We start from the raw sequence: 19,493 nt of genomic DNA, 5'->3' as shown, positions 1-19,493 counted from the left end.
GCTCGGAGAAGGGCCCAGACACGAAGAAATCTCGACCCCCTGTGGAGGTCGAGATTTCCGGGTGTTCGCAGGTCAGGCGTTGTCGGTGGACTCCGCGGAGCCCTCGCCGCCACGACGGCGGCGACGACGGCGGCGCGGACGGTCGCCCGCGTCGGTCGAACCGGACTCGGCGGCGGCCGGGGCCTCCGACTGCTGCGCGCCGACCTCGGCGTTCACGTCGTCACCGCTGCGGGTGCGACGGCGGTTGCGGCGCCGGGTCGGGCGGGTCTCGGCGTCGGAGTCCTGCCGGGCACCGCTGGTCGGCTCGCCACCGCCCTCGGACTTGCCGCCGCGGGTGCGGCGACGGTTGCGGCGCGGGCGCTTGGCCTCGCCCGACTCGCCCTCCGGCTCGGCGTCCAGCCCGGCGCGCGTGCGCTTGGCCAGCGGCAGCCGCCCGGTGACGTCGGTCGGGATGCTCAGGTCGGTGAACAGGTGCGCCGAGGTGGAGTAGGTCTCCACCGGCTCCGGCTTGCCCAGGCCGAGGGTGTCGCTGATCATCTTCCAGCGCGGTTCCTCGTCCCAGTCGACCAGCGTGATCGCCACGCCCTCGCGACCCGCGCGGCCGGTGCGGCCGATGCGGTGGACGTAGGTCTTCTCGTCGTCCGGGCACTGCAGGTTGATCACGTGCGTCACGCCGGCCACGTCGATGCCGCGAGCCGCGACGTCGGTGGCGACGAGGATGTCGACCTTGCCGGAGCGGAACGCGCGCAGCGCCTTCTCCCGGGCTCCCTGGCCCAGGTCGCCGTGCACGGCGCCGGCGGCGAAGCCGCGCTCGGTGAGCTCGTCGGCCAGCTTCTGCGCCTGCCGCTTGGTGCGGCTGAAGACCATCGCGAGACCGCGGTCCTCGGCCTGCAGGGCCTTGGCGATCAGCTCGGACTTGTCCATCGAGTGCGCGCGGTAGATGAACTGCCGGGTGCGCTCGTGCACCGCGCCCTCGTCGGCCTGCTCGGCGCGGATGTGCGTCGGGCGGGTCATGAAGGTGCGGGCCAGGGTCAGGATCGGTCCGGGCATGGTCGCCGAGAACAGCATGGTCTGCCGCTGCTCGGGCACCATCCGCAGGATCCGCTCGATGTCGGGCAGGAAGCCCAGGTCGAGCATCTCGTCGGCCTCGTCGAGCACGAGCGTGGAGACCTTGCCCAGCACCAGGTGGCGCTGCTCGGCCAGGTCCAGCAGGCGGCCCGGGGTGCCGATGACCACGTCGACGCCGTTGCGCAGCGCGGAGATCTGCTCCTCGTACGGGCGGCCGCCGTAGACGGCGAGGGTCCGCACGCCCAGGTGCTTGCTCGCGTCGGTCAGGTCGCGGGTGACCTGCAGGCACAGCTCGCGGGTCGGGACCACGATCAGGGCCTGCGGGGTGCCGTCGCCGGCGCCGCCCACGCGGTGCAGCAGCGGAACGCCGAAGCCCAGGGTCTTGCCGGTTCCGGTGCGGGCCTGGCCGATGAGGTCTTCGCCGCGCATCGCCAGCGGGAGCGTCAGCTCCTGGATCGCGAAAGTCCGCTCGATGCCGCCGTCGTTGAGCGCCTTGACGATGTCCGGGTGGACGTCGAGCTCGGCGAACGTCGGCGGGAGGTGCTCTTCGGTCGCCTCGTCCGCGGGACTGTTGGAGATGTCGGGGGCGCCGCCCCCGGTCTGATCTTCTAGGCCACCAGGGGCCTGGGTGTTCGTGAACGTCAGAATGATCGCCTCTCTCGGTACCTGCGCGCGTTCCTCCCGGTTCGGGCCGATCCCGTGGCGACGTCCTCCCGGCACACGGCGGCCGCTGTTCCGCGGCTGCTCGGAGTGCTCGTGGTCACCGACGTAATGGTGCGCGCCTTCGTTTCGCTACAGCGGCGAATACCCCGCTGGCTGGTTCGTTGTCTCATCGGCATCGCATGCGCGCCAAGGCCGTCGAGCCGTTCGCTCGAGCCGCGTCGCGCCGACATGTCCGGGGCCGTCTCGCTCGGGCGCCCGTCGCCCGGACCGTGACGTTTCGGGGAGCCGACCCCACGGTGTTCGACCGCGTCGTCTGGACGCCGATTGCTCCTCCGAGGCCGAGGATACCTGTTCTTCAGCCAAAACTGACGTGGCGCGTATAACTCGGGCGTGCCGACGGTTACGCTCGCAGCCATGAACGAGGCTGACCAGCGGGCCACGATGCCGGGTGAAAGTGACGAACGTTACCAGGAAGGCGTCGTTGACCTGCTCGCGGCGCTGGCCTACGGGGAGCTCTCGGCGTTCGACCGACTGGCCGAGGACGCGCGCACCGCGCCGACGCTGACCGGCCGAGCGGCGCTGTCGAGCATGGCGGCGGCCGAGATCGGCCACTACCGGATGCTGGAGCAGGCGCTGGCCGCGCGCGGTGTCGCGGTCGACGAGGCGATGCAGCCCTTCGCCCAGCCCTTCGAGGCGTTCAACTCCTCCACGGCGCCGCACTCGTGGCTGGAGTCGCTGGTCAAGGCCTACGTCGGTGACGGCCTGGCCGCGGACTTCTACCGCGAGGTCGCCGAGTGGCTGGAGGCCGACACGCGCGAGCTGGTGCTGACGGTGCTCGCCGACACCGGTCACTCCGCTTTCGCCGAGCGCGAGGTCCAGGCGGCCTGCGCCGACGACCGCTCGCTGCGCGACAAGCTGACGCTGTGGGGACGCCGCCTGCTGGGCGAGGCGATCACCCAGGCCCAGTTCGTGGTCGCCGAGCGCGACGCGCTGGCCGAGCTGATCATCACCGGCTCGGGGGACCTCACCGGCATCGGTGCGATGTTCCGCCGCCTGCAGAGCAACCACACCAAGCGCATGGGACGGCTGGGCCTGGGCTGATCAGCCGCTGCCGCCTCTGCCCGCACCAGCGAGGTGACGGCCGCGGAGATCCGATTCGCTCTTAGCGAATGGGCAGATCCGGTGCCCTGCGGGGTGGCTGGGATAGCCTTGCGCAGTCACATCGTTTCTAGTGCCCTACGGAGGTTCGGCGTGGAGGTCAAGATCGGCGTCGTGGACAGTCCGCGCGAGCTGACGGTCGACAGCGGGCAGTCCCCGCAGGAGATCGAATCGCTGGTCTCCGACGCGCTGAAGAACGAGGCGAGCGTGCTGGCGCTGGACGACAGCAAGGGACGGCGCATCATCATCCCGTCGACCAAGATCGCCTACATCGAGATCGGACCGGCAGACGTGCCGCGCGTGGGCTTCGGGGTCGGCTGACACCCGATTCGAGCTGGTCGAGGGGCATCCCGGGTTTCCGGGCTGCCCCTCGACGCGTTTCAGCCGTGCTCTTCGTTGGGGACGACCTCCAGGTAGGTCTCGTCGAGCAGGTCGAGGTTCTCGTCCGGGTCGAGGACCAGCCCGGCCGAGCGCAGCACGCCGTCGATGCCCGACCAGATGACCTGCGCCAGGTAGGTGGTGAGGTCTTCGCGGCTCATCGTCTGCCGGTCCAGCCACCAGTCGCCGCTGGCCTGCACGAGACCGACCAGGCCGTGGCTCCACACCTCGACGCCGCCGGAGTCCAGCCCCAGCGCGCGCATGTAGCGGCCGAGAAGCCTGGCCAGCGAGTTGGCGATGACGGTCTTCTCGTTGGACACCGGGTCGGTGGCGACGGGACGGTCGGTGAAGTTGCGCTGCACGACGAACCGGTAGAGGTCCGGGTACTCCTCGATGAGGCCCAGGTAGGCGTCGAGCAGCCGCCGGATGAGCTCGTTGGCGGAGTCGTTGACCTTGAACAGCGGCCGGAGCCGCTGCATCAGCAGGTCGGTGCCCCACTCGCCGACGGCGACGTAGAGGTCGCTCTTGTCGCTGAAGTGCCGGTAGAGCACGGGTTTGCTGACGCCGGCCTCGGCGGCGATGTCGTCCATGCCGACTTCCGCGCCGTGCTCGCCGATCGCGCGAACGGCCGCTTGGACGAGTTCGGCGCGCCGGGCCAGCCGGTGCTCGCGCCACCGCTCCTTGCGGGCGTCGCCCTTGTGCTCGTCGTTTCGGACAGCCTTGACATGCCGGGCACTGTGACTCACGCTACCTGAGGTTACTGTTACCGCCGGTAACACGCAATCTTGATGGAGCGGAATTGCAGACGGTTACTCCCGCCGAGTTCACCACCAGCGACGGCGCCCGGCTGCGGCTGATCGACGAGGGCCCCGCGGACGCCCCGGTCACCGTGGTGTTCGTGCACGGCTGGACGCTGAGCAAGCACACCTGGGACCGCGTCGCCGCCGGACTGCCCGCTGCGGCCGGACGCAACGTGCGCACCCTGCGCTACGACCTGCGCGGCCACGGCGGCAGCCGCCCTGCCGAACCCGGTGACGCCACCATCCGCCGTTGCGCGGACGACCTCGCCGAGCTCATCGCCGACCGCGTGCCCGAGGGCGAGCTCGTGCTCGCCGGGCACTCGATGGGCGGCATGACGATCATGGCGCTCGCCGAGCAGCACCCGCAAGTGTTCGACCGCGTGCGCGGGGTCGCGCTCGTGGCGACCTCCTCGGGCAACCTCGCCGAGCCCAGCTTCGGCCTGCCCAAGCCCGGTGCGGACGTCTTCAACGCCGGTGAGCGGGCGCTGCGCCGCTACCTGGCGGGTGCCAAGGGGCAGCGGGTCAGCGGTGCTTCGGGCTGGCTGCGCCCGGGTGTCCGGTGGTTGCTGTTCGGCAAGCGGCCCCAGTCCGACGACGTGGCGGCCACGGCGTCCTGGCTGGCCGGGTGCCACCCGGTGAACATGGCCGGCTATCGCGAGTCGCTCGCCGCGCACGAGCGCGCCGACGCCGTGGCCAAGCTCGAGGGCATCCCGACCCTGATCTTCGCGGGCCTCTCGGACCGGCTCACCCCGCGGGCCCACGCGGAGAAGATCGCCGACACCCTGCCGAGCGCCGAGCTCTACCTCTACCCGGGAGCGGGGCACATGCTCCCGCTGGAGCGCACGGAGGAACTCACCGCGCGCCTGGCCACGCTGCTCTGACGTCACCTGACCAGGGGGGATTCGAATTTCGCGCGAAATTCGAGTGGGAAAGTTCGGACTCAGATTTCGCGCGAAATTCGAATCCCCACCTCGAAAGCTGCTCTGACCTGTGCGGACGAGCCCGAGTGCGGGTGTTGTTCGCGTGAAGTGCGGATTCGCGTCGGGTCAGGGGGTCTGGAGCGGGAAGCCCGCCAGGCCCTTCCACGCGAGGGTGGACATCAGGTTGACGGCCTCCTCGCGGGGGATCTTCTGCTGCTCGTCGAGCCAATCCCGGGCGGTGACCTGGGCGAGGCCCACGAGCCCCACCGCGAGGAGGCGGGCTCGGGCGGCGTCCAGCCCGGCGTCGGTGGTGACGGCCTCGGTGATCGCGTCGATGCAGCCGGAGAGCGACTTCTCGACGGCCTTCTCCACGGCCGGCTCACCGCGCAGGTCGGATTCGAACACGAGCCGGAACGCCTGGTCCTCGCTGGCGACGAACTCGTAGAACACGCCGATGGTTGCGCGCACACGCAGCTTGTTGTCGGCGGTCGATTCGATGGCCGTGCGGACCCGGCGGACGAGCTCGTTGCCGTGGGTCTCCAGCAGCGCCAGGTACAGCTCCAGCTTGCCGGGGAAGTGCTGGTAGAGGACCGGTTTGCTCACTCCCGCGCGCTCGGCGATGTCGTCCATCGCCGCAGCGTGGTAACCGTTGTGCACGAACACGTACTGGGCAGCTTCGAGCAGCTGCGCCCGGCGCGCGTCGCGCGGCAACCGGATTCCCTTGTTCGGCTGCGCGGTCCCGGTCATCCTCGCCTCTTCCTTCCGCCGCGATCGGTGGCCATGCAGCCCCCAAACTTCCCCGACTCTACTCGCCAGTAAAGGCGCTTACCGCAATCCGTCCGGTTGGGACTGCATCCTGTACCGATGACGACGCGTGCGACCGACGTGAACCTGCACCGGCCTGCGAGGCGGAACCGGCTGGATCGCGACGCCCTGACGCGGGTGCCGCTGGTCGACGGCCTCCCCGCGCTGGATCCCCACCTGCGTCCGCCGGAGGGCCGCAAGGTCGACCTGCCCGCGGCCGACGAGTCCGGTTCGGCCTGGTTGCACCTCCGCGAGACGGAGGGGCCGCCCGGCGCGGAGACCGCCGTTCACCTGCACGGACTCGCCGGGTCCTCGACGAACTGGACCGACCTGTCGGCCCAGATGTCCGGTCACCTGCGCAGCGTCGCGGTGGACCTGCCCGGGTTCGGCCGCTCGCAGCCCCCGGCCGGCTTCGGCTACACGCGGCAGGAGAACGCCGACCTGATCATCCGGCTGCTGACCGAGCTGGGTGCCGGTGCGGTGCACCTGACCGGCAACTCCTTCGGCGCGGCCGTGGCCATCGAGGTCGCCGTGCGCCGCCCGGACCTGGTCAGCACGCTGACGGTGATCTCCCCGGCGATGCCGGACCTGCGGCCGAGCCCGAGCCGGATCTCCGATCCGCGGCTGGCCCTGGCGCTGCTGCCGCTCATCGGCCCGCCCACTCGCCGCAGGCTCGCGGAGGTCACCCCGAGGGAGCGGGCCGAGCAGCTGGTCCGGGTGTGCTTCGCCGAGCCGGACCGCATCCCGCCGCACCGCCTGGACGAGGCGGCGGAGGAGTTCGCCGAGCGCGCGAGCCTGCCGTGGGCCACCGCCGCGCTGGCCCGCACGACCGTGGAGCTGATGCGCTCCTGGGTCTCGCCGCCCGCGCGCTCGCTGTGGCGGTTGCTGCCCCGCGTCGACGCCCCCGCCCTGGTGATTTGGGGTGACAACGATCGGGTGGTTTCAGTGCGCAAGGCACCACGCACGGCGACGCTGCTCCCGCGAGGGCGGCTGCTCGTGCTGCCGCGCACCGGTCACGTCGCCCAGTTGGAGCGTCCTGCGATGGTGGCCCGCGCGATCCTGGGACTCGCGCTGTCCGACACCTGGTGAAACCCGCTCTTACGCAACAAGGGTGATCTTTTCGAGGGCGCTCACCCCTAGTGGTCGGTGTGACGGAGTTGGCTGGTCGGGCTGTGGCACGCTATTGGGGTGAACCGCCGGCCGCAGCCCTCCAACGACTCCGTGGAAGACCGCCATCCGGCGGACCGTTCCGCGCGCGAGTCGCGTGGTCTCGCGGATCGGACGCGGCGGCGCGGTGAAGCACCCAGGGACGAGCCGCTGGCCGCCTCCTGGACGCCCGAGCCGGCGAAGGGCCACTACCGCGCCAGGCACCGCAAGAGCGCCCTGGGCCGCTACGGCTGGCGGGTCTACGCGCTGCCGCTGCTGGTGGTCATCACCGCGCTCGCGGTGCTGCAGACCGTGCGCCCGGGCGACGTCGACGCCGCGCTGACCGGTCCGCCGCCGATCGCCGAGCAGGGTCCGGGCGAGCCGATCGTCCGCGAGGCGCCGCCGAGCCAGACCTACCCGGTCAACATGTTCTCCGCCGACCTGCCTCCCGGCGGCCCGATCCCGGAGACCGGTGCCCGCACCTTCCAGGTGCTGCCCGGCACGTCACCGGTCGTGGGCTCCGGGCAGCTCTACCGCTACAGCGTGGAGCTGGAGGTCGGCGTGCAGCTCCCCGATCCCAACGCCGAGTTCGGCAACCTCGTGCAGACGACCCTGTCGGACCCGCGCAGCTGGACGAACCCGGAGGCCGGTGGCATCTCGCTGCAGCGGGTCGACTCCAGCGGTCCGCGCCCGGACTTCCGGGTGATCCTGGTCAGCCAGCAGACGGCCCGCGAGGCCTGCGACTACACCGCCGGCGTGCCCTACGACAGCTCGTGCCGCAAGGGCGACATGGTCTACCTCAACGTGGCCCGGTGGGTGCGCGGCGCGGTGTCGTTCGAAGGTGACATCGGCAACTACCGCCGCTACGCGATCAACCATGAGGTCGGCCACGTCTTCGCCAACAAGCACGTCGGCTGCCCGGGTCAGGGCGCGCTGGCGCCGGTGATGATGCAGCAGACCTTCAGCGTCGCCAACAACGAGCTGCACGACCTCAACCAGGTCGCCGACCAGGGCACGACGATCGACGCGAACGGTTTCGTCTGCCGCCCGAACGCCTGGCCGTTCCCGGTCGCGCCCGGCTTCTAGACACGGCCTCCCGCGAGCGGGTCGCCGTCCCGGATGCTGGGAGTAGTTTGGGTTGGGGAATCGGATCGTTCAGGCTTGCGTTGCAGATTCCGTGTTGCCTGCACGTCAACACGTGGACGCTTTTGAGGCACCGGCCGCTCTCGCAGCGAGCGGTGCCGCCACCAGAGGAGGAGCTGGGAATGTCCGGCGCAACGTCGCTACCGCCGCTGGTCGAGCCGGCGTCGGAGCTGACCAAGGAAGAGGTCGCGCGCTACAGCCGCCACCTGATCATCCCGGACGTCGGGATGGACGGGCAGAAGCGGCTGAAGAACGCCAAGGTCCTGGTGGTCGGCGCCGGCGGGCTCGGTAGCCCGGCGCTTCTGTACCTGGCCGCGGCCGGGGTCGGCACGCTCGGCATCGTCGAGTTCGACGAGGTCGACGAGTCGAACCTGCACCGCCAGGTCATCCACGGGCAGTCCGACCTGGGCCGCCCGAAGGCCGAGTCGGCGAAGGACTCCATCGCCGAGGTCAACCCCTACGTCCAGGTCAACCTGCACCAGACGCACCTGACCTCGGACAACGCCCTGGACATCTTCCGGGACTACGACCTGATCCTGGACGGCACGGACAACTTCGCCACCCGGTACCTGGTCAACGACGCCGCCGTGCTGCTGGGCAAGCCGTACGTGTGGGGTTCGATCTTCCGCTTCGAGGGCCAGGCCAGCGTGTTCTGGGCCGAGCACGGGCCGCAGTACCGCGACCTCTACCCCGAGCCGCCCCCGCCCGGCATGGTGCCGTCGTGCGCCGAGGGCGGCGTGCTGGGCGTGCTGTGCGCCTCCATCGGTTCGATCATGGTCAACGAGGCCATCAAGCTGATCACCGGCATCGGTGAGACGCTGCTGGGCCGACTGATGATCTACGACGCGCTGGAGATGAGCTACCGCACCGTCAAGATCCGCAAGGACCCGAACGCCGACCCGATCAACGAGCTGATCGACTACGAGGCGTTCTGCGGCGTGGTCTCCGACGACGCGCAGCAGGCCGCGGCGAACAGCACCATCACGCCGCAGGAGCTCAAGGACATGTTCGATCGGGGCGAGAAGTTCGAGCTGATCGACGTCCGGGAGCCGCACGAGTACGAGATCGTCAAGATCGACGGCTCGACGCTGATCCCCAAGGACCGCATCCTCTCCGGTGAGGCGCTGTCCGAGCTGCCGCAGGACCGCAAGATCGTCCTGCACTGCAAGTCCGGCGGCCGTTCCGCCGAGGCGCTGGCGGCGCTGCACAAGGCCGGCTTCGCCGACGCCGTCCACGTCGGTGGCGGTGTGCTGGGCTGGGCCAACCAGGTCGACAAGAGCCTGCCGACCTACTGATCGAAGTCACTCCGAAGCGGTGCACCGGTTCTCGAAGATCCGGTGCACCGCTGTTCGTGCAGGGGTGCACCGGAGCCAGGTTCTGCCACCGGCACCGCCGAGCACAGCACCCACAAGAACCGTTCCATGCGGAGCGCCTGCTGCCGAATCCTCGATCTTCGAGGTAGCGTCTGCCGCGTGAGTGCTACGCCGGAGCCGCCACCGCCGCACGTGTGCGCGGCGTTCGGGGCGCGTGTCGAAGAGCCCGAGGCGCTGGAGGGCGCGGTCGCGTGGCGTTGCGGCGAGATCGTGCTCAAGCCGGCCGCCAACACCGCCGAAGCCGCGTGGGTCGCGCAGACCCTCGACGTGCTCGAACCCGACGACGTCCGGGTCTCGCGCCCGGTCCGCTCGACCGACGGCCGCTGGGTGGTGTCGGGCTGGTCCGCCAGCCGCGACGTCATGGGCCGTCCCGAGCCGCGGCACGACGAGGTCGTGGCCATGTCGCTGCGGCTGCACGCGGCCAGCAGGTACCTGTCCAGGCCGCGATTCCTGCAGCTGCGCCAGGACATCTACGCGCTGTCCGACCGGATGGCGTGGGGCGAGGAGGACTACGCGCTGCCGCAGGAGAAGGGCGGCAGGCTCTACGACGTGCTGGCCGGTTCGCGGCGCCCGGTGCAGCTGCAGGCGCAGGTCGTGCACGGTGATCTGTTCGGCAACGTGCTCTTCGCCGGCGACGCCTCGCCCGGGGTGATCGACTTCAACGCCTACTGGCGGCCCGCCGAGTGGGCCGCGGCCGTGGTGGTCGTGGACTCGCTGGCCTGGGGCGGAGCCGACCCGGCGATCGTCGAGCGCTGGTCGCACCTGACCGACTGGCCGCAGGCGTTGCTGCGCGCCCTGCTGTTCCGGCTCGCGGTGCACGCGCTGCACCCGCGCTCATCTGCGAAGACGCTCACGGGCCTGGAGCGGGCCTCGAAGGTCGTGCTCGAAGTCCTGTGACGCGCTTCGCCTCGGTTCACGCGGGTGGTTGTGTGACGATGGGCGCGTGCAGGACGTTCTGAGCGGTTTCACGGTCGGGATCACGGCGGAGCGCAAGGCCGAGGAGATCGGCAACTTGCTGGCCCGCCGGGGTGCTCGCGTGCTGTTCGGCGCCGCGATGCACACGGTTCCGCTGCCGGAGGACGGCGAGCTCGCCGTCGCCACCGAGCGGGTGCTCTCGGCTCCGGTGGACTTCGTCGTGGCGATCACCGGCATGGGTTTCCGGGGCTGGTTCGAGGCCTCGGGTGACGCGCTGACGGCGCACCTCGGCGATGCCCGGGTGGTGGCGCGGGGCGCGAAGGCCAAGGGCGCGGTGCGCGGTGCCGGGCTGCGCGAGGAGTGGACCTCGCCGACGGAGGAATCCGCCGAGATCCTCGCCTACCTGCTGGAGCAGGACGTGGCGGGCAAGCGGATCGTGCTGCAGGTCCACGGCGACCCGATGCTCGAATTCCGCCGCGCGCTCGCCGAAGCCGGCGCCGAGGTCGTCCCGGTCACGGTCTACCGCTGGACCGACCCGGTCGAGCTGGAGCCGCTGGACCGCCTCATCGACGCGGTCATCGCGGGAGAGGTGGACGCCCTGCCGTTCACCAGCGCTCCTGCCGCGACCAACTTCCTGGCTCGCGCCGACCGCACCGACCGGGGCGAGGCGCTCCGAAAGGCGCTGCGCGACAACGTCCTCATCGCCTGCGTCGGCCCGGTCACCGCAGCGCCCATCGTCAAAGCCGATCTGCCCCACGCGATCCCGGACCGAGCCCGCACGGCGGCCCTGGTCCGCCTCATCACCGAGCAGCTGCCCAGCCGGGATGCCTGACCCCGATTCGAATTTCGCGCGAAATTCGAATCGGAACTTCCGAACTCGAATTTCGCGCGAAATTCGAATCACCACCCCGCGAAGCGGCCCTGACCTCGGCAGACACGTGGGGGTGTCGCACTTCGGGTGAGGTGGGTCAGTGCTTCCAGCGGTGTTGGCTCATGTTGATGCGGCCGTCCGTGGCGAGGACGCCTTCGGCGCGGAGGAGTTCGAGCTGCCGGTGGCGGAGGTGGTCGGCGACGGTGCCGTTGGAGCGCAGCACGCGGTGCCAGGGCAGGTCGGCTGTGTCCTCGGACATGATCCGCCCGACGAGCCGCGCGGACCGGAGTCCGGCGAGCTCGGCGACGTCGCCGTAGGAGAGCACCCGGCCAGGGGGGATCGACGCGACCACGGCCCGGACCCGCTCGAACGTCTCCTCATCCACGCATCGAAAGCTACCGCACGGCTGAGCGCTCCCGGTCGCCTCGCGGACGGTTTTGGTCCGAACCGTCCGCGATCGATGTCGCGTTTGTCGGGTCGATCCGGACCAAAACCGCCCATGGGAAAACGGCCCGCCCCCGGGTGGAAGGGGCGGGCCGTTGTTGAGGGGGACCGAGCGTCAGCCCTGGAAGCCGGCGACGATCTTGGAGAAGTCCCAGTCCTGCTGGTCGATGCCGCTGCAGGAGTCCACGGCACCGCCGCTGCACGGGCGGTCGCGGTTGACCGACCAGAAGGTGAAGCGGCCGAGGCCCTTCTCCTTGGCGTAGTCCGCCATCTTCTGGAACGCGGCCTGGTCGACGAGCTCGCCCTCGACGTCGGTCTTGCCGTTCATCGACGAGATGCCGGAGTGCGCGTAGGCGTCGGCGTCGTCGTAGCCGAAGGCGGCCTTCAGCGCTTCCTTGAGGCCCTCGGTCGCGGAGATGGTGTCCGCGGCCATGTCGGAGCCGTTGAAGTCGAACGGCATCTGCGTCCACACGTCGATGTTCGCGCCGATCTCGGCGGCCTTGGCGAACATCGCCTTGCCGTTCTCGTTCGGGCCGGTGGTGGTGGTCGGGAAGGTGACCACGGTCAGCAGGCCGGGGTTGGCCTCCTTGACGATCTTCAGCGCCTCGACGACCTTGTCGCGGGACGCCTGGCCCTCGAACTCGGTGGCCTCGATGTCGATGTCGATGGCCTTGAGTCCGTAGGCGTCGATCAGCTTCTGGTAGGCCGCGGCCAGCTGCTGGGCGTCGCCGCACACCTCGCCGAGCTTGGTGCCGGAGTAGCCGCCGATGGACGGGATCACGTCGCCGCCTGCGCCGCGGATCGCGTCGATGGTGGCCTTGTCCTGGCCGTCGAGCGGGCGCTGACCGTCCCAAGCGGGGTTGCAGCCGCCGTCGGAGTTGATGAAGGCGAGGGTGAAGTCCTTGATGCCGGTCGCGTTCATGACGTCGGCGGGCGCGGGCGGGCTGCCCCAGCCGTTGTACAGGTACGGCGAGGCGGCGACCGGGCTCGTGGCGGCGCTGGGCTCTTCGGCGCTGAGCGCCGGGGCCGCGCCGAGGGCCAACGTGCCGAGAACGGCGGCGCCGGCGAGCAGGCTCGTGCGGATCTTGCTCACGCTTCCTCCTTCTTCGGGGTTGCGTCGCGCGATCGGGGCTGCGCGAATTCGCAGGTCACGGGCGGGGGAGGCCCGCGATGGGAGGAAATCTGCCAGACCGCAAAATTGGTTTGTACCACCAAACGTCGGAGCACGATCCCAGCATTCACAGTTGGAAATCCCGGAGAACTCGGGCACATTCCGGCGTGCCCGGAACCGATCTTGTCGCCTCGGCGTGGTTCCATTCGGTGCGTGCCTCCCGCGACTTCGCCCGTGCTCGTGCGCCGCGCCGAGACCGCGCGCCGCGTCACGACCTGGGACGAAGCGGGTCGCCGCGCGCTGGAGCACTCCTTCGGATTCCTGCGCGTGCTGGGAGGTCCGGGCACGGGGAAGTCGACGCTGATCGCCGAGATCGCGGCCGACCGGATCCGAAACCGGGGAGTGTCACCGGAGAACGTCCTCGTGCTCACCTCCAGCCGCCGCGCGGCGTCGTGGATGCGCACCGAGATCACCCGGTTGCTCACCGGATCCGGCGAGGACGTGCGCACCGCCCCGGAACCGCTCGTGCGCACCGTGCACTCCTACGCCTTCGCCGTCCTGCGGCTGCAGGCGGTGCGCGACGAGCTCCCGCCGCCGCAGCTGCTCAACGGCCCCGACCAGGACGCCCTGGTCCGCGAACTGCTGGAAGGTGACGTCGAGCAGGGCGCCCCCGACTGGCCGGAGCCCCTGCAACCCGCCCTGACCGTCCCGGGCTTCGCCGAGGAGCTGCGGGACCTGCTGCTGCGCGCGGCCGAACGCGGCGTCGACCCGGACCGGCTGATCGCCCTCGGCCGCGAGCACGGACGCCCGGAATGGGTTGCCGCGGGACGGTTCGGCCGCCAGTACGAGCAGGTCACGCTGCTGCGCGGGGCTGGGGGCTCGCAGGCCCCGGCCCTGGACGCCGCCGAGCTCGTCGGCTCCGCGCGCCTGGCCTTCGCCACCGACTCCGGGCTGCTCATGGCCGAGCAGGACCGGGTCCGGTACGTGCTGGTCGACGACGCGCAGCACCTGGACCCGCAGCAGTACCGGCTGATCCGCACGCTCGGCGACACCGCCACCGAGTTCATCCTCGCCGGTGACCCGGACCAGTCCGTCTACACCTTCCGCGGCGCCGACCCGCGCTGCCTGCTCGACGCCGATCCCGGCGGCACCGACACCACCGTGCTCACGGTCGACCACCGCATGTCGAAGTCGGTGCGAGAAGCGGTGCAGCGCTTGGCCTCCCGGCTGCCCGGCCACGGGCCGCAGCGCCGCCTGGTCGAACCCGAGCCGGAGTCCGAGCAGGACGAGACGGCGAGCGGTGCGGTGCAGGTGCGGTTGCTGGCGACCGAGGCGCAGGAAGCCGCGTGGGTCGCCGACCAGCTCCGCCGCGCGCACCTGCTCGACGAGATCCCCTGGTCGCGGATGGGTGTGGTGGTGCGCTCGACGGGCCGGTCGCTGCCGGTGCTGCGGCGCGCGCTGCTGGCCGCCGGGGTGCCGATCGCGCTGCCGGTGGACGACGTGCCGCTGCCCCAGCGCGCCGCCGTCCGTCCACTGCTGACGCTGCTGCGGTGCGCGGTCCGCCCGCACGAGCTCGACGCCGACGCGGCGGCGGTGCTGCTGTCCTCGCAGCTCGGCGGCGCCGACCCGCTGGCGCTGCGCCGGTTGCGGCGAGGTCTGCTGCGCCTGGAGTCGGCGTCGGGCGGCAGTCGTCCCAGCGGTGAGCTGTTGGTCGAGGTGCTGCGCGACGGCGACCGGCTGGCCGCGCTGGAGGACTCGGCCGCCGAACCCGCCCGCCGCGTCGCGGCTCTGCTGCGCACCGCGCAGGAGTCGGCGGACAAGGGGCAGAGCGTCGAGGAAACCCTGTGGCGGGTGTGGAAGGCCAGCGGGCTGGAGAAGCGCTGGGTCGCCCAGTCCGAGCGCCACGGCGTCACCGGCGCGCAGGCCGACCGCGACCTGGACGCGATCGTGGCGCTGTTCGACGCGGCGGCCCAGTTCGTCGACCGGTCACCCGGCAACGACGCGGCCGGGTTCGCCGACTACCTCACCGACCAGCAGATCGCCGGGTCCTCGCTGGCGCCGACCGCACCGCGCGACAACGCGGTCCAGATCCTCACCGCGCACGCCGCGACCGGCCAGGAGTGGGACGTGGTGGCGGTCCCGGGCGTGCAGGAGGGCAGCTGGCCCGACCTGCGGCTCCGCGGATCGCTGCTGGGCGTGGAGCACCTGGTGGACGTGCTGTCGGGGATGACCGCGGAACGGGTGTCGGCGACGGCCCCGCTGCTGGCCGAGGAGCGCCGGCTGCTGCTGGTCGCCGCGAGCCGTGCCCGGCGCAGCCTGCTGGTCAGCGCGGTGCGCGGCGAGGACGAGCAGCCTTCGCGGTTCCTCGACGAGCTCGACGGCGTGGAGAGCGACCCGGATTCCGCGGAACGCCCGATCGCCCGCCCGGAGCGCGGTCTCACGCTGGCCGACCTGGTCGGTGAGCTGCGCCGGGTGGTCTGCGACTCCGAGGAGCCGGAGGAGCGCAGGCGCCGCGCGGCGGGGCAGCTCGCCCGGCTCGCCGCCGACGGCGTGCCCGGCGCGGACCCCGACGCCTGGTACGGCCTGCCCGCACCGTCCACCGACGCGCCGCTGATCACCGGCGACGACCCGGTCAAGGTCTCTCCCTCCACAGTGGACATCCTCGCGAAGTGCCCGCTGCGCTGGCTGGTCGAGCGCAACGGTGGCCAGGACACCGCCGAACTCGCCGCCGTCACGGGGACTCTCGTGCACGCGCTGGTGCAGGCCGCCGCTGACGGCGCCGACACCGACCAGCTGCACCAGGCGCTCGACGAGGCGTGGCAGACCATCGACGCCGGAGCGCCGTGGTTCTCCCGCAAGGAGCGCAAGCGCGTCGAGGGGATGCTCAACGCCTTCGTCGTCTGGCTGGTGCAGTCCCGCGCCGAACTCACCCAGGTGGGCGTGGAACGCGACCTCGACGTCACCGTGCAGGGCCGTGAAGGCGGTCCCTGGCTGCGGCTGCGCGGCCGGGTCGACCGGCTCGAATCCGACTCCTCGGGACGGCCGGTCGTCGTCGACGTCAAGACGGCGAAAGCGCCGGTCAGCAAGGGTGATGCCGAAGAACACCCGCAGCTGGCGGTCTACCAGCTCGCCGCCGCGCTCGGTGCTTTCGGCGACGAGCAGGAGCCCGGGGGAGCCCGGCTGCTCTACGTCGCCAAGTCCGACCGCAAGGGCTCGGCGACCGAACGCGCGCAGGAACCGCTCGACCAGGAGAAGATCAAGGTGTGGCTCGACGTCGTGCACAGCGCCGCCGAGGCCAGCCTCGGACCGGCCTACGTGGCCAGCGAGAACACCGACTGCCCGCGCTGCCCGGCGCGCACCAGCTGCCCGGTTCACCCCGCAGGTAGGCAGGTTTCGCAGTGATCAGTCCACAGCGGATCGCCCAGGCGCTGGGCCTGCACCAGCCCACGCCCGAACAGGCCGAGGTCATCGCCGCACCGCCCGAACCGGCGCTGGTGGTGGCCGGTGCCGGGGCGGGCAAGACCGAGACGATGGCCGCGCGCGTCGTGTGGCTGGTCGCCAACCAGCTCGTCACGCCCGAGCGCGTGCTGGGTCTGACGTTCACCCGCAAGGCCGCCCGCCAGCTCGCCGACCGGGTCCGCGCCCGGCTGCGCAGGCTCGCCGGGTCGGGCCTGCTCGACGAGGTCGACCCGAGCGGGCAGTTGCGGTCGGCGGTGCTCACCGAAGAACCGACCGTGCTGACCTACCACGCCTACGCCGGGCGCATCGTCGGCGAGCACGGGCTGCGCGTGCCGGTGGAGCCGGGCGCGCGGCTGCTCACCGCGACCGCTTCCTGGCAGCTCGCGCACCGCGTGGTGGCGAGCTGGACCGAAGACCTCGACACCGACAAGGTGCCGACCACGGTCACCAGCTACCTGCTGGCGCTGGCCGGTGAGCTCGCCGAGCACCTCGTGAGCCCGGACGAACTGCGGGTGCACGCGGAGAAGCTCTGCGAGGCGGTGGAGAACGCGCCCCGCGCCAAGGGCCAGCGCGCCAACCTGCCGCAGGACCTGGTGAAAGTCGTCGCCGCGCAACGGCTCCGGACCGCGATGCTGCCGCTGGTCGAGGAGTACGCGCAGCGCAAGCGCCGCGAAGGCGCGATGGACTTCGCCGACCAGATGTCGCTGGCGGCCAACCTCGCCGCGGGCCACCCCGAGGTCGTCGAGGGCGAGCGGGCCCGCTACGGCGCCGTGCTGCTCGACGAGTACCAGGACACCGGACACGCCCAGCGCGTGCTGCTGCGCTCGCTGTTCGGCGGCGATTCGGCGTCGCTGCCGGTGACGTCGGTGGGCGACCCGGCGCAGGCGATCTACGGCTGGCGCGGTGCGAGCGCGGCGAACCTGCCCCGGTTCACCAACGACTTCCCGCGCACCGAGGCCGACCACCTGGCTCCCGCGCACCGCTACGGACTGCTGACCAGCTTCCGCAATCCCCAAGAGGTGCTGCGGATCGCCAACGCGGTGTCCGAACCGCTGCGCAGGATCGGCCTGGAGGTCGACGAGCTCCGCGCTCGCGAAGGCGCCGAGGACGGCGACATCCGGGTGCTGCTGGCCGAGCACGTCCGCGCCGAGCGCGAGTGGGTGGCCGACCGGATCCACGCCCAGTGGCAGGCCTCGATCGACGAGACCGGCCGCCCGCCGACCGCCGCCGTGCTGGTGCGCCGCCGCGCCGACATGGCCGACATCGCGGTCGCGCTGCGGGAACGCGGTCTTCCGGTGGAGGTCGTCGGCCTCGGCGGGCTGCTGGACGAGCCGGAGGTGCGCGACCTGGTCAGCGCGCTCCGGCTGCTCGTCGACCCGCTCGCAGGCACGGCTGCGGCCCGGCTGCTGACCGGTTCGCGCTGGCGGATCGGAGCCGCCGACCTGGCGGCGCTGTGGGAGCGGGCGCGGGAGCTCGGCACGCAGCTCTTCGGCGTACCCGAGTCGGACGACGCCTCGGCGGTGGTCCACGCCGCGCTGCCCGGTGAGAACGCCGAGCAGGCGGGCCTGGCGGACGCCCTCGACGACCCCGGCAGGCCGGAGCGCTACTCCGAGCAGGGCTACGACCGCATCCGCAGGCTCGGCGGCGAGCTGGCCGCCCTGCGACGCCGCCTGGACCAGCCGCTTCCCGAGCTGGTCGCCGACGCCGAGCGCACGCTGCTGCTGGACATCGAGAGCCTGGCCCGGCCGGGCGGTGTGGGCCGCATCCACCTCGACGCCTTCGCCGACGTGGTCACCTCGTTCGCCACGGCCAGCCCGTCGGCGACGCTGCCGTCGCTGCTGGACTACTTCGCCGCCGCCGAGCGCGCCGAGGACGGTCTGGAACCCGGTGAGGTCGAGGTCGCCGACGATCGCGTGCAGATCCTCACCGTGCACGCGGCCAAGGGCCTGGAGTGGCAGGTCGTGGCCGTTCCGCACCTGGTCAACGACGTCTTCCCCGGCAAGCGCAAGTCCTCGTCGTGGCTGCGGTCGGTGACCTCGCTGCCCGCAGAGCTGCGCGGCGACGCACCCGACCTGCCCAAGCTCGACGTCGACCGGCTGCACGGGCTGGACCGCAAGGAGCTCAGCGAGGCGCTGGGCATCCACGACGAGGAGTTCGAAGCCCGGCGGCTGGCCGAGGAGCGCCGCCTGTTCTACGTCGCGGTGACCCGCTCGGAGCGCACTCTGCTGCTGTCCGGGCACTGGTGGGGCGAGAACGGCGACCGGCCCAAGGGCCCGTCGGACTTCCTCACCGAGACCGCCGAGGTCGTGCACGGCGACCGCGTCGGCGTCATCGACGAGTGGTGCCCGACTCCCGACGAGGACGCCGAGAACCCGCTGGCCGACGAGGTCCGCTCCGCCGAGTGGCCGGTGGATCCGCTGGGGCCGCGTCGCGAAGCCGTCGCCGAAGGCGCGGAGCTGGTCCGCGCGGCCCTGTCCGCCGTGGATTCGATCGAGGTGGACGAGGACCCCGACGGCTGGGCGCGCGACGTCGACGTGCTGCTGGCGGAGCGGGCCGCCGCCGCGCAGCGACGCGAGCAGGTCCGGCTGCCCGATCACCTGTCGGTCAGCCAGCTCGTCGAGCTCGCCGGTGACACCGACGCGCTGGCCCGCAGGCTGCGGCGGCCGCTGCCGTACCCGCCGAACCCGATGACCCGCCGCGGAACCGCGTTCCACGCCTGGCTGGAGCACCGGTTCACCTCCTCGGCGCTGCTGGACGTCGACGAACTGCCCGGTGCCGCCGACGATTCGGCTCCGCTGCGCGAGGACCTCGCCGAGCTGCAGAAGGCGTTCCTCGAAGGTTCCTGGGCCGACAGGACCCCGCACCGCGTGGAGGTGCCGTTCGAGACGCAGGTGGAGGGCATCGTCCTGCGCGGCCGGATGGACGCCGTCTTCGCCGATCCCGACGGCGGTTGGACCGTCGTGGACTGGAAGACCGGTGGAGTGCCCAACGGCGACCAGATCCCGTCGCTGTCGGTGCAGCTGGCCGCGTACCGGTTGGCGTGGGCGGAGCTGTCGAAGACCCCGCTGGAGAAGGTCCGGGCCGCCTTCCACTACGTCCGCCACGACTACACGCTGCGACCTGCGGATCTCCGGGATTCCGAAGGTCTTCGCGAGCTCATCACCGCGGTCCCGAAGAACCCGGAAATGAGTACACGTTCGGGTGGCGGAGCTTGAGTTCGGCGTGCGCGGCGGTCGACTA

General features: G+C 71.5%; 15 protein-coding genes. 10 read left to right on the top strand and 5 right to left on the bottom strand.

Features of this window, described 5'->3' with window-relative positions; translation table 11 throughout:
- Positions 1-72: 72 nt before the first annotated feature.
- The gene (locus AB0J91_RS20045) at positions 73-1,647 is read right to left on the bottom strand and encodes a DEAD/DEAH box helicase (RefSeq protein ID WP_363870920.1); all 1,575 of its coding nucleotides are present in this window, start codon (positions 1,645-1,647) and stop codon (positions 73-75) included.
- A 498-nt stretch (positions 1,648-2,145) separates the two neighbouring features.
- Here AB0J91_RS20045 and AB0J91_RS20040 point away from each other — a divergent pair, with 498 nt between their 5' ends.
- Positions 2,146-2,832: a ferritin-like fold-containing protein gene (locus tag AB0J91_RS20040; RefSeq protein ID WP_363789537.1), complete on the top strand. Its 687-nt coding sequence runs from the start codon at positions 2,146-2,148 to the stop codon at positions 2,830-2,832.
- Positions 2,833-2,982: 150 nt separating this feature from the next.
- The gene (locus tag AB0J91_RS20035) at positions 2,983-3,210 is read left to right on the top strand and encodes a DUF3107 domain-containing protein (protein ID WP_132672916.1); all 228 of its coding nucleotides are present in this window, start codon (positions 2,983-2,985) and stop codon (positions 3,208-3,210) included.
- Positions 3,211-3,269: 59 nt separating this feature from the next.
- Here the strand turns inward: AB0J91_RS20035 and AB0J91_RS20030 are convergent, their stop codons facing one another.
- On the bottom strand, positions 3,270-4,013 hold the full coding sequence (locus AB0J91_RS20030; RefSeq protein WP_363870881.1) for a TetR/AcrR family transcriptional regulator: 744 nt from the start codon (positions 4,011-4,013) through the stop codon (positions 3,270-3,272).
- 53 nt (positions 4,014-4,066) lie between these two features.
- On the opposite strand from AB0J91_RS20030, the gene AB0J91_RS20025 reads away from it, so the two are divergent.
- The gene (locus tag AB0J91_RS20025; protein ID WP_363870878.1) at positions 4,067-4,948 is read left to right on the top strand and encodes an alpha/beta hydrolase; all 882 of its coding nucleotides are present in this window, start codon (positions 4,067-4,069) and stop codon (positions 4,946-4,948) included.
- A 165-nt stretch (positions 4,949-5,113) separates the two neighbouring features.
- On the opposite strand, the gene AB0J91_RS20020 is transcribed toward AB0J91_RS20025, so the two are convergent.
- Positions 5,114-5,734 (bottom strand): TetR/AcrR family transcriptional regulator, encoded by a 621-nt coding sequence (locus AB0J91_RS20020; RefSeq protein ID WP_363789540.1) that lies wholly within the window; start codon positions 5,732-5,734, stop codon positions 5,114-5,116.
- Between the two features lie 117 nt (positions 5,735-5,851).
- Here AB0J91_RS20020 and AB0J91_RS20015 point away from each other — a divergent pair, with 117 nt between their 5' ends.
- The 5 genes from AB0J91_RS20015 to AB0J91_RS19995 all read left to right on the top strand — a co-directional run bounded on the left by AB0J91_RS20015 (position 5,852) and on the right by AB0J91_RS19995 (position 11,200).
- Positions 5,852-6,880, top strand: a complete 1,029-nt coding sequence (locus AB0J91_RS20015; RefSeq protein WP_363870875.1) for an alpha/beta fold hydrolase — start codon at positions 5,852-5,854, stop codon at positions 6,878-6,880.
- A 99-nt stretch (positions 6,881-6,979) separates the two neighbouring features.
- Complete coding sequence (locus tag AB0J91_RS20010; RefSeq protein WP_363870872.1) at positions 6,980-8,023, top strand: DUF3152 domain-containing protein; 1,044 nt, start codon at positions 6,980-6,982, stop codon at positions 8,021-8,023.
- A gap of 179 nt (positions 8,024-8,202) precedes the next feature.
- Positions 8,203-9,375, top strand: a complete 1,173-nt coding sequence (moeZ, locus tag AB0J91_RS20005; RefSeq protein ID WP_363789544.1) for an adenylyltransferase/sulfurtransferase MoeZ — start codon at positions 8,203-8,205, stop codon at positions 9,373-9,375.
- A 177-nt stretch (positions 9,376-9,552) separates the two neighbouring features.
- On the top strand, positions 9,553-10,350 hold the full coding sequence (locus AB0J91_RS20000; protein ID WP_363789545.1) for a TIGR02569 family protein: 798 nt from the start codon (positions 9,553-9,555) through the stop codon (positions 10,348-10,350).
- A 46-nt stretch (positions 10,351-10,396) separates the two neighbouring features.
- Positions 10,397-11,200 (top strand): uroporphyrinogen-III synthase, encoded by an 804-nt coding sequence (locus AB0J91_RS19995; protein ID WP_363870869.1) that lies wholly within the window; start codon positions 10,397-10,399, stop codon positions 11,198-11,200.
- Positions 11,201-11,336: 136 nt separating this feature from the next.
- On the opposite strand, the gene AB0J91_RS19990 is transcribed toward AB0J91_RS19995, so the two are convergent.
- Together AB0J91_RS19990 and AB0J91_RS19985 are read right to left on the bottom strand one after the other, a co-directional pair.
- The gene (locus tag AB0J91_RS19990; RefSeq protein ID WP_363870866.1) at positions 11,337-11,624 is read right to left on the bottom strand and encodes an MGMT family protein; all 288 of its coding nucleotides are present in this window, start codon (positions 11,622-11,624) and stop codon (positions 11,337-11,339) included.
- A gap of 174 nt (positions 11,625-11,798) precedes the next feature.
- Entirely contained in the window at positions 11,799-12,776 is a 978-nt protein-coding gene (locus AB0J91_RS19985) for a chitinase (protein ID WP_363870863.1), read from the bottom strand.
- Between the two features lie 231 nt (positions 12,777-13,007).
- On the opposite strand from AB0J91_RS19985, the gene AB0J91_RS19980 reads away from it, so the two are divergent.
- Both AB0J91_RS19980 and AB0J91_RS19975 read left to right on the top strand, forming a co-directional pair.
- Positions 13,008-16,196 carry an ATP-dependent DNA helicase gene (locus AB0J91_RS19980; RefSeq protein ID WP_363870860.1) on the top strand — a complete coding sequence of 1,063 codons (3,189 nt, stop codon included), beginning with the start codon at positions 13,008-13,010 and terminating at the stop codon, positions 16,194-16,196.
- A complete protein-coding gene (locus AB0J91_RS19975) occupies positions 16,193-19,468 on the top strand; it encodes a UvrD-helicase domain-containing protein (RefSeq protein ID WP_363870857.1) in 3,276 nt (1,091 codons plus the stop codon). Before AB0J91_RS19980 ends, AB0J91_RS19975 begins: the two co-directional genes overlap by 4 nt.
- The last annotated feature ends 25 nt before the right edge of the window (positions 19,469-19,493 follow it).

Origin of the sequence: Saccharopolyspora sp. NPDC049357 (assembly GCF_040677225.1) — a bacterium.
Taxonomy (GTDB): domain Bacteria; phylum Actinomycetota; class Actinomycetes; order Mycobacteriales; family Pseudonocardiaceae; genus Saccharopolyspora.
The sequence above is the reverse complement of the archived record's forward strand: the minus strand, read 5'-3'. Positions and strand labels throughout refer to the sequence as shown.